This window comes from Cupriavidus sp. 01T418 (assembly GCF_056398885.1).
Window position 1 is genome coordinate 22,243 of record NZ_JBFTQG010000011.1, and the last position, 16,129, is coordinate 38,371.

A 16,129-nucleotide genomic window follows, 5' to 3' on the forward strand; every position below is an offset into this window, starting at 1 on the left:
CATCAGCGTGTGATTGATGTCGTTTTTGTCGGCTTTCCATGCGTATCGGTGAATACCCCTAAACCAAGACAAATGAAAGCAAGCTGAAAGATCCCCTCTCTATTGTTCGACCCATCCTGCAGGAAGGCCCCTTTTTCCTGCCGTTCGAACCGCCTTCGCATGCACGAGCCTGTGTGCGCAGCGCACTGCTTTCATGTACTTTGAGGAGAATCGTTTTGCGCATACGCAGCCAAAAGGACTTTGCCTCCGGCCTGATGTTCATTCTGGTCGGACTGGGCTTTTCCTGGGTCGCCCGCGGCTATTCCATGGGATCAGCCGCCAAGATGGGCCCCGGATATTTTCCGTTTCTACTCGGCCTGGTACTCGCCATCCTCGGTGCATTCGTGCTGATAGGTTCGGTATCGAAAAAGGGCGAAGCCGACCAGCTCGCCCGCTGGGACTTGAAGACCCTGTTGTGGATTCTGGGTTCGGTGGTGCTGTTCGGCCTGCTGCTCAAGCCGCTCGGCATGGTGTTGTCGGTGTTCGTGCTGGTGCTGGTGTCGTCGATGGCCAGCCACGAATTCAGCTGGAAGGGCGCGATCCTGAACGCCATCGTGCTGGTGCTGATCAGCATGGGCGCCTTCGTGTACGGCATCAACCTGCAGATGCCGGTGTGGCCTGCTTTCATTACTGGTTAAGGAGTCGGCCATATGGAATTGATTGACCATCTTGCCTTGGGTTTTTCCACGGCACTGTCGCTGCAAAACCTCGCATACGCCTTCCTGGGCTGTGTGCTGGGTACCCTGATCGGCGTGCTGCCGGGCCTGGGGCCTCTGGCCACCATCGCCATGCTGCTGCCGGTGACCTACACGCTGCCCCCGGTGGCGGCGCTGATCATGCTGGCCGGTATCTACTACGGTGCGCAATACGGTGGTTCCACCACCGCCATCCTGGTCAACCTGCCGGGTGAGTCGTCGTCGGTGGTGACCACCATCGATGGCTACCAGATGGCGCGGCGCGGGCGAGCGGGCGTAGCGCTGGCGACTTCGGGCCTGGGCTCGTTCTTCGCCGGCTGCGTGGCAACGCTGATCCTGGCTGCGTTTGCTACGCCGCTGTCGGAACTGGCGTTCAAGTTCGGTCCCGCCGAGTACTTCTCGCTGATGGTGCTGGGCCTGATCGGCGCGGTGGTGCTGGCTTCGGGCTCGCTGCCCAAGGCCGTGGCAATGATCGTGCTGGGCCTGCTGCTTGGCCTGATCGGTACCGACGTGAACTCGGGCGCCGCGCGCTTCTCGTTCGACATCCCGGAACTGACCGATGGTATCGACTTCGTCGCGCTGGCCATGGGTATGTTCGGCTTCGCGGAAATCGTCGCCAACCTGGAGCAGAAGGAAGACCGCGAGACCTTTACCGACCGCGTGACCAACCTGTGGCCGAGCAAGGAAGACTTCAAGCGCATGGCGCCTGCAGTCCTGCGCGGCACGCTGCTGGGTTCCGCACTGGGCATCCTGCCGGGTGGCGGTGCTGCGCTGGCTTCGTTTGCAGCCTACTCGCTGGAAAAGAAGACCTCGAAGTACGCGCATGAGTTCGGCAAGGGCGCCATCGAAGGCGTGGCTGGTCCGGAATCGGCCAATAACGCCGCTGCGCAAACCTCCTTCATCCCGCTGCTGACGCTGGGCATTCCGCCCAACGCCGTGATGGCGCTGATGGTGGGCGCAATGACGATCCACAACATCCAGCCGGGCCCGCAGGTCATGACCAGCAACCCCGCGCTGTTCTGGGGCCTGATCGCCTCGATGTGGATCGGCAACCTGATGCTGATCATCCTGAACCTGCCGATGATCGGGATCTGGGTCAAGCTGCTGACCGTGCCTTACCGCTACCTGTACCCGGCCATCCTGGTGTTCTGCGGTATCGGCGTGTACTCGGTCAACAACCAGACCTTCGACGTGTTCATGGCAGCTGGCTTCGGCATCATCGGCTACCTGTTCCTGAAGCTCAAGTGCGAGCCGGCGCCGTTGCTGCTGGGCTTCGTGCTGGGACCGATGATGGAAGAGAACTTCCGCCGCTCCCTGCTGCTGTCGCGTGGCGAGTTCACCGTGTTCGTGACCCGTCCGCTGTCGATGGGCCTGCTGATCGCCGCTGCCGCACTGGTTGCTGTTGTCGCACTGCCGTCGATCAAGGCGAAGCGCGAAGAGGCGTTCCAGGAAGAGTAGTCATAGAGTCCCACCCGCGCCGGCTTCGTGCCGGCGCGCGCAACGCAGGATTCGGGGTGCCTCGTGCGCCCCGAATCTTTTTAAAGAGCACTCCCGGTGCAAACCGGGCCGCTTGCAGTGAACACGCCCGGCTGCACTCGCAGTACCAGGGCTGCGCATGATGATCAGTTCTATCGCACCGCTGCCAGGTGCGTCACAGGCGCCGCATGAAAACTCCAGCACTAGATGGCTTCGTTTCGAAGCTGTACATCCTGAAACTTGTCCAGTCGAGCCCATCGACGGTGATGACGCTGGTCGACCGTTTGCGCGAGCACGGCGTCGAGAAGAACATCCGTTCGCTCAGGCCTATCCTGCGCAGTCTGCTGATCGCACGGGCGATTACGGCGGTGCTGGTGGAGGGCAGTGGCCGCGTCTACTGCATTACGGATAGCGGGCAGGAAGAATTGAACACCTATCTCTCGCACCTGGGCGTGTTGCAGAGCGATATCGAGCAGACGCCCTAGAAACAGACGCCTTGGATATGCCTGCAACGATTGCCTGGCGCGCCGCAGGAGCGCGGCAGAGGGCGGCGCAGAGGGCGGCGATGAGTGCCGCCCTGCGTGGTCAGGACGTCATCACGACCTGGTTGCGGCCATTGCGCTTGGCCTGGTAGAGCCCCGCATCGGCGATTTCCACCAGGCGGCTGAATGGTACGTCGTCGCCGGGCACGATCGCCGTGCCGCCGATACTGATCGTCACGCACGGCCCCACCGGGGAGCCGCTATGCGGCACCTGCAGGGCTTCGATTGCGCGCCTGACTTTTTCGGCCAGCAGCCGCGCGCCGCCGGGCGATGTGGAGGGCAGGATCATGGCGAATTCCTCACCGCCAAAGCGTGCCGGCAGGTCGGCCGGGCGCGCGCAGTTCTCGCGAATCACGCCCGCCACGCGGCGCAGCACTTCGTCGCCCGCCACGTGGCCGTAGGTGTCGTTGTAGGCCTTGAACGAATCCACATCGATCATCAATAGTGCCAGCTGGCTTTGCTCGCGATTGGCGCGCTTCCATTCCGCCCCGAGGTACTCGTCGAAATAGCGCCGGTTGGACAGCCCGGTCAGCCCGTCCGAATTGGTCAGCCGCTGCAACTCCAGGTTGGTCTCCAGCAACTGCTGCTGGCTCTGGCGCAGCGCGCGGTAGGCCTCGTCGCGCTGCTGCAGGTTAAGGTAGGAGCGCGAGTGATAGCGGATGCGCGCCACCAGCTCGATGGTGTCGGGCAGCTTGACGAGGTAGTCGTTGGCGCCGGCGGCAAAGGCCGCGCTTTTCATCAGCGGGTCTTCCTTGGTGGACAGCACGATGATGGGAATGTCGCGGGTTGCCGGATTGGCGCGATATTGCCGTACCAGCGTCAGGCCGTCGATGCCGGGCATCACCAGATCCTGCAGGATCACCGTGGGGCGGGTGCGCTGCGCCACGGCGACGGCCTCGTCGGGCTTGGCGCAGTAGTGGAAATCGATATCCAGTTCGGGTTCGAGTTCGCGCCTTACCGCTTCCCCGACCATGGCCTGATCGTCCACCAGCAGCACCATGGCCAGGTATGCATCCGGGCGCCGCATGATTTCAGGATTTGTATCTTCAGACATTGTGTTCCTCGTGCTTCCGGCTTGGCGGCGCCAAAAAAATGCGCCTGGCGCGGGTGTGCTGCTGCCGGTTATTGATTGCTAATGGTGTTGCATGCCCGCACGATGCGGGCGGCGATCTGCGCCAGCGGCAGGATTTCACTGGCGGCCCCGATGGCGACGGCGGCCTTGGGCATGCCGTAGACGGCGCTGGTGGCCTGGTTCTGGGCAATCGTCAGGTAGCCGCGCTCGCGCATGCCCTTGAGGCCCAGCGCGCCGTCGCGGCCCATGCCGGTCAGCAGCACGCCTACCGCGTCGCCGCGCCAGTGCTGGGCCACGGTTTCAAAAAAAACATCGATCGACGGCCGGTACAGGTAGTCGCCCGGTTCTTCCGTGTAGGCCATGCGCGTGGCGCTGACGAGGCGCAGGTGGTCGTTGGTGCCGGCGAGCAGCACGGTGCCCGGCTGCGGACCCTCGCCCTCGCGGGCCAGACGCACCGGCAGCGTGCACTGCGCGTCCAGCCACTCGGCCATGCCGGCCGCAAAGGCCTTGTCTACATGCTGGACCGCGACCACGGCGGCGGGGAATCCGGCCGGCAGGCCGGCCAGCACGGTGGCCAGCGCGGCGGGGCCGCCGGCCGACGCACCCAGCGCGACCAGACGCTCGGCGCTGGCCTTGCGCGTCAGCGGCGCGAGCGCGCGCGAGGGCCCGGTGCGGCCATCGAGCAGCCGGCCGATATTGCGGATCTTGCGCAGCAGCGGGCCACTGGCCAGCTTGGCGTCAGGCTCGGTCAGCGTGGGCGTATCGACAGCGTCGATGGCACCGTGGCCCATGGCATCGAATACCTGGTTGATGTTGCGGCCAAGGTCCATGGTCACCACCACGATGGCGCACGGCGAGTCGGCCATGATGCGTCGGGTTGCCTCGACGCCGTCCATGACCGGCATCAGCAGGTCCATCAGGATCAGGTCAGGCGTGCGCGCCGCGGCCATGCGCACGGCGCTGTCGCCGTCCTCGGCCACCCATGCCACCTCCAGCGACGGATCCAGCGCGATGACGCGCCGCAGGGCGGCCACGGCCAGCCGGGAATCGTTGACGATGCCGATCTTCATGTGCGTGCCTCTCCAATCAGGTCTTGTACCGCATCGAGCAACGCGGCGTCCTGGAAGCTGCCTTTGGCCAGATAATAGTCCGCCCCGGCCTCCAGGCCGCGCTGGCGATCCTGCTCCCGGTCCTTGTACGACACCACCATCACCGGCACCTGCTGCAGGCGGGCCTCGCGCTTGATGCGGCTGACCAGTTCGATGCCGTCCATGCGCGGCATATCGATATCGGTAATGACAAGGTCGAAGGACTCGGCGCGCAGTACGTTCCAGGCGTCCATGCCGTCCACCGCGACCGCGACTTCGTAACCGCGGTTGGAGAGCAGCTTACGCTCAAGCTCGCGCACCGTAAGCGAATCGTCCACCACCAGCACGCGCTTGCGCCGCACCGGGGCCGCCTCGGCATCGCCGCGGCGGATGCGGTCGATCCTGCCTTCCGACAGCAGCTTTTCCACCGAGCGGATCATGTCCTCCACATCGAAGATCAGCACCGGTGTGCCGTCCTCGGTGAGGCTGCCGGCGGCGATGTCCTTGATCTTGCCCAGGCTTGCCACCAGCGGTTGCACCACCAGGATGCGCTCGCCCAGCAGCCGGTCCACCGCCACTCCGTAGGTGCGCTCGTGGTCGCCCAGGACCACCACCGGCACCGTGTCCTCGTCGCGGCGGGTCTCCGCCTGCTGCAAGACCTGGGCGGCGCTGACCAGGCCTATCTGTCGCTCGCCGAAGCGGAAGTGCTGGCGGTTTTCCAGTTGCTCGATGTCGCCGCGCTCCAGGTTGATGGCCTGCATGACGTAGGCCAGCGGGAACGCATAGGCCTCGCCGGATACTTCCACTAGCAACGCCCGCACCACCGACAGGGTGAGCGGCAATTCCAGGTGGAACTGCATGCCGCGCCCGCTCTCCTGCGTCAGGCGCATGCTGCCGCGCACCTGGCGGATCATGTCTTGCACGGCATCGAGCCCGACGCCGCGCCCCGATACGTCGCTGACGGTCTCGCGCATGCTGAAGCCAGGCAGCAGCAGGAAGTCGAGCAGCTCCGCCTGCGACAGCCTGGCCACGGTTTCCTCGGGCACCATGTTGCGCCGCACGATGGCGCGGCGCAGGGCATCGAGGTCCACGCCGGCGCCGTCGTCGGCGATCACGATCGCCAGCCGGCCGGCATTGTGGCGCGCGCTCAGCGTGATGCGGCCTTCGGCCGGCTTGCCGGCGGCGCGGCGCACTTCCGGCATTTCAATGCCGTGGTCCACCGCGTTGCGCAGCAGGTGGGCCAGCGGCGCTTCGAGTTGCTCCAGGATGTCACGGTCGACCTTGGCGCTCGCGCCGACCAGTTCGAGGTGCACCGCCTTGCCCAGCGAGCGCCCCAGGTCGCGCACCATGCGCGAGTAGCCGGTCAGGCCGTCGGCCAGGGGCCGCATGCGACTGGCGAGCGCCCGGTCGTAGAGCTGGTGCGCAAGCCGGCCGCTACGGTGATCGTACTGTTCCAGCTCCGTGGCCCGTTGGGACAACTGCTGGTGGCTCTCGCCGAGCAAGCGCTGCGCTTCGGCCAGCGAGGCCCGTGCGAGGGCGTCCGCCGGGCTGGCCGCAAGCGCCACCTGCAGCGCGTCGAGCGCCTGGAGCGCGCGCATCTGCAGCCGCCGGGTTTGCTGCAAGGCATTGCCAAAGGGCTTGAGCCAGTGCGTTTCCACCATCGCCGCGCCCGACAGCGCCAGCAACTGGTCGAGCGTATCGGCGCTGACGCGCAGCATGCGCTCCTGTGTGTCAGGCAGGTTGGACGCTGCACCGGAGGTCGCCGTGGCCGCAGCGGTGGATGTTTCGCCGCCGCTCGCCGCGTCATCGGTCGGCGCGCGCGTGGACGCCTGGCTTGCGGCCAGCGTTTCGCCCTCCGGGGCGGCGCGATGCGCGGCCTGATCCGCCGCCCAGATGTCGGCGTCGACCTCCTCGCCGGCGAGCAGCGCGCCCATCCGGAGCACCAGGGCGTCGACCTCGGCCTTGCCGGCCTGGTCGGCCCAGCCGAGATCGCCGCCGGGCGGGCAGCCCAGCCGCAGCAGCAGGTCGGTGCCGTGCAGCAGGGTGTCGATATGCACCGGCCGCAACTGCAGTTCGCCGCGCTGGGCCGCCACCAGGCAGTCTTCCATCACGTGGGCCACGCGCACGCCGCCATCCAGGCCGACGATGCGTGCGGCGCCCTTGAGCGAATGGGCGGCGCGCATGCAGGCTTCGAGCTGGTCGGCCGCGGCGGAATCGCGCTCCAGTGCCAGCAGGCCGGCATTGAGGATTTCTGCCTGCGATTGCGCCTCCAGCGCGAACAGCTCCAGCAGGGAGGCGTCGCGCAATTGGTCCGGATTCATGCCAGGCTCCGCTTCAGGGCTTGCTGCAGCAGGGCGGGGTCGAGCAAGCCGACGCTGCGCCCGCCGCACTTGAGCAAGGCCCGGGTGTAGTGCGCCGAGGCGCGCGACAAGGTGGTTGGCAAAGGCTGCAGGCCGGCCTGCGCGATCCGTTCGACGCCTGTGACCTCATCCACCGGCAGCGCGATGGCGGTGCGGCCCTGGCCCAGCACCAGCAGCCGGGCGCCGTGCCCGGCGCCGCTCTTGGCACTGGCGGCAGCATTGGAGGCGGTGCCGGCGGCCGCTTCCTGACCGAGCAGCCTGGCCAGCGAGATGCACACCAGCAGGTTGCCGCGCACGCTGGCCAGTCCCAGTAGCGCGGGGTGGCGGCGGTGCGGCAGCGAATGCACGGGACAGGGCGCGGTGACCAGGGCCAGCGCGGCGGCCGGCAGCGCCAGCCACTCGTCGCCGACGCGGAACACCAGGCAGGACAGGGTGGGGCCGCGCGCGGCGGCATCGGCCCGGACGGCGCTGCCGTCGTCCTCGGTATCCTGGCCGGGCGGGCTGACTTCGCCGGTCGGCAGGTTGTCGAGCAGCGTGAGCGCCGCGCGCGAGTAGGTTGGGCAGTTGCGGCAATGGATGTGCGTGGCCAGCAGCGCGCAGCTGCCATCTCCCGGCACGCCGATGCGGCGCCAGCAGTCATCCACGGCGACCGTTCGCGCGGCGGGCAGGAGGCCAGGTTCGGCCGGGGGAGGCGATGCGGGTTCAGCCATGGCGGGTCGGGGTCTTGCGTTGTGCGCGGTGGCGCAGGCGGGCCGCTGCGGCGCCGTCGCCCTGCGCTTCCAGGATGGCGGCCATATGGTAGAGCGCCTCCTGGTGAGCCGGGTCGAGGTAAAGCGCGCGGCGATAGGCCTCGCGCGCGTCGGCGGCCCGGCCGGTGGCGTCGTGGAGCACGCCCAGCAGGCAGTAGGCGGCGGCCGACGGGCCCTGCGCCTCCAGATGCGCGAGGCAGGCCGCCACCGCGGCGGCGAGGTCGCCACGATCGGCAAGCCGCGAGATCCTGGCCAGCGCGATGTTGCCGGCGTTGGCCGGGGCGGCGCTCCTGGCGGCGGCCGCGGCCGGTGTTGCCGAGGGCGCCTGCGCTCCGATGGCTTGCGCGTGCCGGCGCGGGGCCAGCGGCCTGGCGGGCGGCACCGGACGTGCCGGCAGCGGGATCGGCCGCATGGGCGGCGCGGTGGCCGGCGCCGTGGCCGGCGACGGATGGGGCGGCAAGACCGGGTTGCCTGGGGCCGTCGCGTGCGCGCCGCGCCGGGTAAAGGCAAAGGCGAGCGGCACGCCCGCCGGGACAAAGCCGTGGCTTGTCAGCAGGCTGGCTTCGGCCGGCCCGACGAAAATCATGGCGTCCGGCCGGCTTAGCCGCTCCAGCACCCTGAGCGAACGCCGCTGCGTGGGCTGGTCGAAATAGATCAGCAGGTTGCGGCAAAACACAAAATGATAGGGCGCCTCATTGGCCATCAGGACCGGATCGAGCAGGTTGCCGCGCAGCAAGCGCACCTTGGCGCGCACGTTGGCCTTGATCTCGTATCCGCCCGCGCTGGCGGTGAAATGCCGGTCGCGGAAATCCAGCGGGCTACCCCGGAAGGAGTTGCTGCCGAATTGCCCGATGCGCGCTCGCGCCAGGGCGCGTGCGCTGATGTCCACGGCATCGACCTGGAAAGACCGCTCCGGCAAGCCGGCATCGAGCAACGCCATGACGATCGAATAGGGCTCTTCGCCTGTCGAGCAGGGCACGCTCAGGATGCGCAACGGTCCGGCGCCATCGGGTTGGCGATCGCTGCCGAACACCCGCATCGCGGCAAAACGGGCAAGCGCCAGCAGGGCCTCGCGGTGGCGGAAGAACCACGTCTCGGGCACCACCACGGCTTCGATCAGCGCCTGCAGTTCATCCGGATGCGCGTGCAGCAGGTTCCAGTAGGCGTGGTAATCGGCCACCGCGGCCGAGGCCAGGCGCTCGCGCACCGCGCGCTCGATCATGCCCGGCCCCACGGTGGTGGCGTCCAGGCCGGTACGCTCCTTGAGCAATGCCTCGATATGGGCCGCGGTGGTCATGGCCCTGGCTCGGCCGTCTTAGCCGGCAAGTCGGGAAACAACCGCGCGCGCGCCTCGTCGGTCAGCAGGGCATCGACCTTGATCCATTGCACCATCCCCTGGCTGCCGTTGCGCACGGGCCCCAGGTAGCGCGCCGGCGCGGGGTCCACGCCACTGTCGACAAATTCGGCGGGATCGCAGCGCAGCGTCTCGGTGGCGTACTCCAGGCGCAAGCCGAGCAGGCGCAGCGGCGCATCGGCTTGCCGGTGGTAATGCACCAATACGGTGCGCGTGCTGGTCCGCCTGGCGACCGGGGTGCCGGTAGCCAGCGCGTTGACGTCGATCACCGGCACCACCTCGCCACGGCGCGCCAGCAGCCCGCTGACCCAGGGCGGCGCCTCGGGCAGGTGCTTGAGGGTGGTCAGCGGCAGCACTTCGGCGATCTCGTTCGCGTCCAGCGCGTAGTGGTCGGACCCGATGCGAAAGAGCAGGAAGAGTTTCATGGCGTGGTGCCGGCGCCCGGCATGCTCATACCTTGAAGCGCGACACGCCGGTGCGCAGGTCGTTGGCGACCAGCGTCAGTTCGTCGATCGCCTGGCTGGACTGGCGCAGGGATTCCACGGTCTGCTGGGCCGCCTCGGACAGCTGCATCAGGGCCTGGTTGATCTGTTCGGCGCCGCCGGCCTGGGCCTGCATGCCCTCGTTGACCATTTGCACCCGCGGCGCCAGCGACTGCACCTGGCCGATGATCTGGGAGAGCTGGTCGCCTACCTGGGTTACCTCGGACATGCCGCGCCGCACTTCCTCGGAGAACTTGTCCATGCCCATGACGCCGGCGGCCACGGCGGACTGGATCTCGCGCACCATCTGCTCGATATCGTAGGTGGCGACAGCGGTCTGGTCCGCCAGGCGGCGGATTTCGGTGGCGACCACCGAGAAGCCGCGGCCGTATTCGCCGGCCTTCTCGGCTTCGATCGCGGCATTGAGCGACAGCAGGTTGGTCTGGTCCGCCACCTTGGCGATGGTGGTGACCACCTGGTTGATATTGCCCGCCTTCTCGTTCAGGGTGGCCAGCTTGGCATTGACGGAGCCCGCGGCATCCATCACGTGCTGCATGGTGGCTTCCATGCGCGACAGGCTGACCTGGCCCGTGCCGGCCAGGCCCGCGGTCTGCTCGGCAGCGCCGGAGACCTCGGTCATGGTTCGCACCAGGTCGCGCGAGGTGGCGGAGATCTCCCGCGAGGTGGCGCCGATCTCGGTGGTGGTGGCGGCGGTCTCCGTGGCGGTGGCCTGTTGCTGGCGCGCGGTGGCCGCGATCTCGTTGACGGAGGTGGTCACCTGGATGGCCGAGCGCTGGGCCTGGCCGACCAGCCCGGTGAGATCGCCGGTCATCTGGTTGAAGCCCTGCTCGATCTCCAGGAACTCGTCCCTGCGATTGAGCGACAGGCGCTGGCGCAGGTCGCCGCCACGCATACTGGTGAACAGTTCGACGATCGAGCGCATCGGCACCGTAATGGAGCGAAACAGCAGGTAGCCAGCCACCAGCGACTCCAGCAGGGCGGCAATCAGCGAGATCTCGATGCTGATCTTGGCGGTTTCCACCGCCCGGTTGATGTTGGTGGCGCCTTCCGTGGCTACCTTGTTGTTGTCCTCCAACAGCGTTTGCACGGCATCCCGGCCTTCGGCCCAGACGGCGCGGACCGGGCCGCGCAGCCGGCTTTCCATGGCGCTGGCCTCGGCGCCAGTTGCGGTGAAGATTGCCGCCGAGACCTCGTCGTACTTGCGGCGGAGTTCCTTGTACTTCTCGAAGCGCTGGCGGTCGTCTGGACGCAGGATCGATTTGGCGTATTTTTCCTCCAGGCCGTCCAGCCGCTTGCTCAAAGCCGCGTTCTTCTCCGCAATCTGGCTGCGCTCCGCGTCGCTGGCGGCGGTAACGCTCTGCCAGGCCAGGATATAGGTTTCGCCCCAGGCGCCACGCATGGCGGTGCTGTAGTAGAGTCCCGGCAAGGCATCGTCGCGCAGCGAGGCGGCGGAAGTCTCGATGGCCGACTGGCGGTCGTAGGCGACCACGGCCGTGAGTAATATGACCGCCAGGATAAAGGCGAAACTTACCAGGATGCGCGTGCGGATGGTCCAGAGGGTCAAGGTGCGTTTTCCCATTGCTTTTTTTGTAGTAAGGGGCGAGCGGGCGTCCGGGTGCTGTGAAGATGGCGCGCGGACGCGGGTCAGGAGGCTGGTCGGTGCACCCGGGGTACGTTCATGGGTGCGTGATAGCGGCGTAGGGTACTGGAAGGCTTCGGCCATTTCAATGGCACCCGTGGCGGGGCAGGCCGGGGAGGCAATAGTATTCGCCGTGTCGCAACATATTGCTGTCATATAGATTGACGCGGCTTGATTTTTTCCTGGTTTTAGTCACACTTGCCAAATAGACAGATCGGACCGATGTCGATAATCACAAACAGGGCAGGCATGGTGGCCAGGTCAGAGGCGAAGGCTGGCGCCCCGTCGAGCGCGGAACTTGACCCGCTGACCGGCGTAGCGTCGCGCCAGGCATTCTTGAACACGCTGGAGAGCCGCCTGCGCATGGAGGCCGCCCCGCGCTGTTCCCTATTGCTGCTCGGCATCGACGATTTTCGCGCATTCAATGATATGCATGGCCACGCCGAGGGCGACGAGATCCTGCGCCGCGTGGCACGGCGCCTGCGCGACGCCTCGCCGCGCGACGCCATCCTGGGGCGGATCGGGGGCGACGAGTTCGCCGTGTTGCTCCCCTCCATCGCGGATCCCACCCTGGTGCGCCACGTCAGTGCCGCCATCCTTTCCCTGCAGTCCGAACCCCACGAATACAGCAACCGGCGCCACCACATCCTGGCCAGCCTGGGCGCCTGCGTGATGCCGGCCGGCGGCGACAATGCCTCCGATGCCCTGGCTTCCGCCAGCCTGGCGCTGGGCCGGGCCAAGCGCGACGGCGGCCGCACCATCCGCTTCTTCAAGCCGCAGATGCGCACCGACGTGACGAACCGGTTGTCGCTGGTGCAAGCGTTGCGCGATGCCTACGCGCAACGCCAGTTCGAACTGCTGTACCAGCCGCAGATCGACCTGCGCGATGGCCGCGTGGTGGGTGCCGAGGCGCTGATGCGCTGGCGCCATCCCACCCAGGGCCTGCTGACACCGGCCAGCTTCATCGATGCGCTGGCGGCCAGCAGCATGGCGGCGGACGTCGGCGTCTGGCTGCTGCACACCGCCTGTGCTCAGGCGCGCACGTGGTCGCTGGGTTTTCGCGATGCGCCGCGCGTGGCCATCAACCTGTTTGCCGCCCAACTCAGCGAGAGCCGCCTGCTGACCGAAGTCCGCCACGTGCTGCGCGAACTGGCCCTGGAGCCCGAACGGCTCGAGCTGGAAATCACCGAAACCATAGCGCTGCAGCAGGGCGACGAGTTTTCCGGGCAGTTGCAGACCTTGCGCCGCGATGGCGTGACGCTGACCTGCGATGACTTCGGTACCGGCTACGCCTCGCTCAGCTTCCTCAAGTCATTTCCGGTCGACCGCATCAAGATCGACCAGTCCTTTATCCGCAACGTCACGCAGAGCCCGGTCGACGCCGCCATCGTGCGCGCCTTGGTGAACGTGGGCGGCAGCCTGGGTATTGGCGTGGTGGCCGAAGGCGTGGAGACCGCCGAGCAGCGGGATTTCCTTGCCGGGAACGGTTGCCACGAGGTGCAGGGTTACCTGTACGGGCGGCCCATGTCTGCCGACACGTTCACCGAGTTGCTGCGGCAATCGGCTCGCTGAGCCGGGTTGGACGGGCCAAGCCCGCCCCGCCATGACCAGCCCACCCCGGCGTTTCCCCATTTCTGCCAGGCACCGGCTCTTTTGCAGCCGCGCCGGCCGTCATCCGTCAATTTGTTTCCGGCTTTGTCCCGCATCGTCCCGTCGAGCGTGGATGCTTGTGGTGGCGGGGGGCGTGGCGGGCGGCGCGCGGGCAGATTGCACCTTCCCGGCGCGGCCAGGCAGGGAAATATGTGCTTACAAAGTCAAGTAGGCTAGTCCGGCAGCGGGGCGTCAGGCGAAGTATCGTGACAGCATATGGTGACAGCAGGGGCGGCAGGTGCTGGCCCGCGCGCCCATTCCGAGCGAGAGGTATCCCCATGTTTCCCCACCGCAGGCTTGGCTCCCGCACCCGCGCCCTGCTCCTGGCCGCAAGTATCGTTCTAGTTGCTTGGCAGATGCCGGCACTGGCGCAGTCGGCCGACCCCTCCGACCGCATCGCCACCATCACGGATGCCGCCGGCAACCTGAGCTTCGCCCCGGCGGGTTCCGACGACTGGGCGCAGGCTGGCCTGAACCGGCCCATTACCACCGGCGACCGGCTTTGGGTCGACAATGGCGGGCGAGCCGAATTGCACGCCGGTTCCACGGCCATCCGGCTGGGCAGCGGCACCGCCGTGACCATGCTCAACCTCGACGACAGCGCCACCCAGGTCAAGCTGAACCAGGGCACGCTGCAATTGCGCGTGCGCGCGCTGCCGCCCGACCAGCCGGTCGAGATCGACACGCCCAATCTGGCTTTCGTGCCAAAGGAGCCCGGCGATTACCGCCTGGACGTGGCAGCCGACGGCAGTGGCACGGTAGTCACCATGCGCCACGGCTCCGCCGTGGTCTACGGCGACAACCGCTCGCTGGAAATGCGGCGCGGCGATCAGACCCGCTTTGCCGGTACCGACCTGGCCGAGGCTGGCAGCGCCACCAATCCCCCCCTGGACGGCTTCGACCGCTGGACCATTGCACGCGATGCGCGCGAGGACAATTCGCCGTCGGCCCGCTACGTCCCGCCCGAGATGACCGGCTATGCCGCGCTGGACAACTACGGCGACTGGCAGGAAGACCCGGGGTATGGCGCGGTATGGTTCCCCCGCGTGGTGGCCGCGGGCTGGGCACCCTACAGCGCGGGCTACTGGGCCTGGGTGGCGCCGTGGGGATGGACCTGGTGCGACGATGCGCCCTGGGGCTTTGCCCCGTCCCACTATGGACGCTGGGCCCGCATCGGCGACCGTTGGGGCTGGATGCCGGGCCCGCGGTCGGTGCGGCCGGTCTATGCGCCGGCGCTGGTGGGATTTATCGATGACAGCCATGGCCATGACCATGACCACGACCGCGGCCGGGGTCCGGGTGTAGCGTGGTATCCGCTCGGACCGCGCGAGGCTTATCGCCCGGCCTACGGCGCGAGCCCGGCTTATGTCAATCGCATCAATCGCTTCACCGCCAATAACGAGGTGATCAATAACCGTATCCGGAACACCTACGTCAACCGGGAGGTGCCCGAGGCGATTACCGGCATGCCGGCGCGCGCCTTCGTGCAGGGCCAGCGCGTGCCTCCCGGCGCGCGCAGCCTGGCATGGCGCGACCTGCCGCGGGGCGAAGCCAACGGTGCGCCGCCGCTGGCGCCCGTCAAGGCCAGCCTGCGCGGCGCGGCCCCCGCGCGAGCGGCGCCGCCGGCAGTCGTGCGGGGATTCGAGCGCCCGGCAATCGCCGCTCGTGCACCGGGCCGTCCGGCCAGCGATGAGCTGGCCCAGCGCCTGGCCCGCACCGGCGGCACCGTACCCGGTGCCGGGCCGGTATGGCGTGGCGCCGGCAATGCGCCGGGCGGGAACCAGGCGGCTCCCGCGCCGGTCCGGTTGAGCCAGGCGGCGCCGGCCTACCATGGCCACGGTGGCGCGGGCCAGATGCAGGGGGGACCTGTAACGCACGGGGTGCCCGGCGGGAATCCGGGAAATCCGGCCTTCGGTCCACAGCGCGCCGAAGGCGGCGTTCGTCCGCCCGCCCCGCAGGGGTTGACCGGCGCCGAGCATGGCGTCCAGCCACCCGCACAGGGCGGCGAGCCGCGTGCGCGCGGCTGGACCATGCGTCCGGACCAGGCGCGCGGCTTGCCGCCGCAAAACGGCCAGTCCGCAGCGCAACCCCAGCAGGCGCAGCAGTCCATGCAACAGCAGCAGGAGATGCAGCGCCAGCAGCAACAGCGGCAACTGGGTGACCAGCAGCGGGCGCAGCAGTCCGCGCAACAGCAGCAGGAGATGCAGCGCCAGCAGCAACAGCGGCAGCTGGGTGACCAGCAGCGGGCRCAGCAGTCCGTGCAACAGCAGCAGGAGATGCAGCGCCAGCAGCAGGAGCGGCAGCTGGGTGACCAGCAGCGGGCACAGCAGGCCGCGCAACAGCAGCAGGAGATGCAGCGCCAGCAGCAGCAGCGGCAGCTGGGAGACCAGCAGCGGGCACAGCAGTCCGTGCAACAGCAGCAGGAGATGCAGCGCCAGCAGCAACAGCGGCAGCTGGGTGACCAGCAGAGGGCGCAGCAGGCCGCGCTACAGCAGCAGGAGATGCAGCGCCAGCAGCAGGAGCGGCAGATGCAGGATCAGCAGCGCGCCCAGCAGGCAATGCAACAGCAGCAGCAAAGGCAGATGCAGGAACAGCAGCGCCAGCAGCAGGCAATACAGCAACAGGCCATGCAGCAGCAGGCCATGCAGCGCCAGCAGCAGGAGATGCAGCGCCAGCAACAGGAACAGCAACGCCAGCAGCAGTTACAACAACAGCAGCAACAACAGCAACAACAGCAAGTCATGCAGCGCCAGCAGCAAGACCAGCAGCGCCAGCAGCAGGAGATGCAACGGCAGCAGCAGGACCACCAGCGTCAGCAGCAGGAACAGCAGCGGCGGCAGCAGGATCTGCAACGCCAGCAGCAGCACGCGGTGGCGCAGCCGCAAGCGGGGCGGCAGTCGTAAGTGCGGGCGGCGCTGCGACAGCGCCTTGCACAGGGCAGGGCAACCCGCACGCGTGCGGG

Annotated in this window: 12 protein-coding genes; 5 read left to right on the top strand and 7 right to left on the bottom strand. The window is 67.6% G+C overall.

What is annotated here, in order from left to right; genetic code table 11:
- The first annotated feature begins 215 nt into the window (after window positions 1-215).
- The 3 genes from AC1DQ3_RS13870 to AC1DQ3_RS13880 all read left to right on the top strand — a co-directional run bounded on the left by AC1DQ3_RS13870 (window position 216) and on the right by AC1DQ3_RS13880 (window position 2,695).
- Entirely contained in the window at window positions 216-677 is a 462-nt protein-coding gene (locus AC1DQ3_RS13870) for a tripartite tricarboxylate transporter TctB family protein (RefSeq protein ID WP_477120761.1), read from the top strand.
- Between the two features lie 12 nt (window positions 678-689).
- A complete protein-coding gene (locus tag AC1DQ3_RS13875) occupies window positions 690-2,192 on the top strand; it encodes a tripartite tricarboxylate transporter permease (protein WP_477120762.1) in 1,503 nt (500 codons plus the stop codon).
- Window positions 2,193-2,398: 206 nt separating this feature from the next.
- Window positions 2,399-2,695: a transcriptional regulator gene (locus AC1DQ3_RS13880; RefSeq protein ID WP_477120763.1), complete on the top strand. Its 297-nt coding sequence runs from the start codon at window positions 2,399-2,401 to the stop codon at window positions 2,693-2,695.
- Window positions 2,696-2,795: 100 nt separating this feature from the next.
- On the opposite strand, the gene AC1DQ3_RS13885 is transcribed toward AC1DQ3_RS13880, so the two are convergent.
- From AC1DQ3_RS13885 to AC1DQ3_RS13915, 7 genes are all read right to left on the bottom strand, one after another.
- The gene (locus AC1DQ3_RS13885; RefSeq protein ID WP_477120764.1) at window positions 2,796-3,806 is read right to left on the bottom strand and encodes a diguanylate cyclase; all 1,011 of its coding nucleotides are present in this window, start codon (window positions 3,804-3,806) and stop codon (window positions 2,796-2,798) included.
- A 68-nt stretch (window positions 3,807-3,874) separates the two neighbouring features.
- Window positions 3,875-4,894, bottom strand: a complete 1,020-nt coding sequence (cheB, locus tag AC1DQ3_RS13890; RefSeq protein WP_477120765.1) for a chemotaxis-specific protein-glutamate methyltransferase CheB — start codon at window positions 4,892-4,894, stop codon at window positions 3,875-3,877.
- Window positions 4,891-7,233 (bottom strand): hybrid sensor histidine kinase/response regulator, encoded by a 2,343-nt coding sequence (locus AC1DQ3_RS13895; RefSeq protein WP_477120766.1) that lies wholly within the window; start codon window positions 7,231-7,233, stop codon window positions 4,891-4,893. Before AC1DQ3_RS13895 ends, cheB begins: the two co-directional genes overlap by 4 nt.
- Window positions 7,230-7,982 (bottom strand): chemotaxis protein CheW, encoded by a 753-nt coding sequence (locus AC1DQ3_RS13900; protein ID WP_477120767.1) that lies wholly within the window; start codon window positions 7,980-7,982, stop codon window positions 7,230-7,232. The genes AC1DQ3_RS13895 and AC1DQ3_RS13900 overlap by 4 nt, the downstream gene beginning before the upstream one ends.
- Window positions 7,975-9,318, bottom strand: coding sequence for a CheR family methyltransferase (locus AC1DQ3_RS13905; RefSeq protein WP_477120768.1), 1,344 nt, complete (start codon window positions 9,316-9,318; stop codon window positions 7,975-7,977). The genes AC1DQ3_RS13900 and AC1DQ3_RS13905 overlap by 8 nt, the downstream gene beginning before the upstream one ends.
- Window positions 9,315-9,800 (bottom strand): chemotaxis protein CheW, encoded by a 486-nt coding sequence (locus AC1DQ3_RS13910; RefSeq protein ID WP_477120769.1) that lies wholly within the window; start codon window positions 9,798-9,800, stop codon window positions 9,315-9,317. Before AC1DQ3_RS13910 ends, AC1DQ3_RS13905 begins: the two co-directional genes overlap by 4 nt.
- Before the next feature lie 25 nt (window positions 9,801-9,825).
- On the bottom strand, window positions 9,826-11,457 hold the full coding sequence (locus AC1DQ3_RS13915; protein WP_477120770.1) for a methyl-accepting chemotaxis protein: 1,632 nt from the start codon (window positions 11,455-11,457) through the stop codon (window positions 9,826-9,828).
- Window positions 11,458-11,766: 309 nt separating this feature from the next.
- Between AC1DQ3_RS13915 and AC1DQ3_RS13920 the strand changes: the two genes are divergently transcribed.
- Both AC1DQ3_RS13920 and AC1DQ3_RS13925 read left to right on the top strand, forming a co-directional pair.
- Window positions 11,767-13,089 carry a putative bifunctional diguanylate cyclase/phosphodiesterase gene (locus AC1DQ3_RS13920; protein WP_477120865.1) on the top strand — a complete coding sequence of 441 codons (1,323 nt, stop codon included), beginning with the start codon at window positions 11,767-11,769 and terminating at the stop codon, window positions 13,087-13,089.
- Window positions 13,090-13,445: 356 nt separating this feature from the next.
- Window positions 13,446-16,070: a DUF6600 domain-containing protein gene (locus AC1DQ3_RS13925; RefSeq protein ID WP_477120771.1), complete on the top strand. Its 2,625-nt coding sequence runs from the start codon at window positions 13,446-13,448 to the stop codon at window positions 16,068-16,070.
- The last annotated feature ends 59 nt before the right edge of the window (window positions 16,071-16,129 follow it).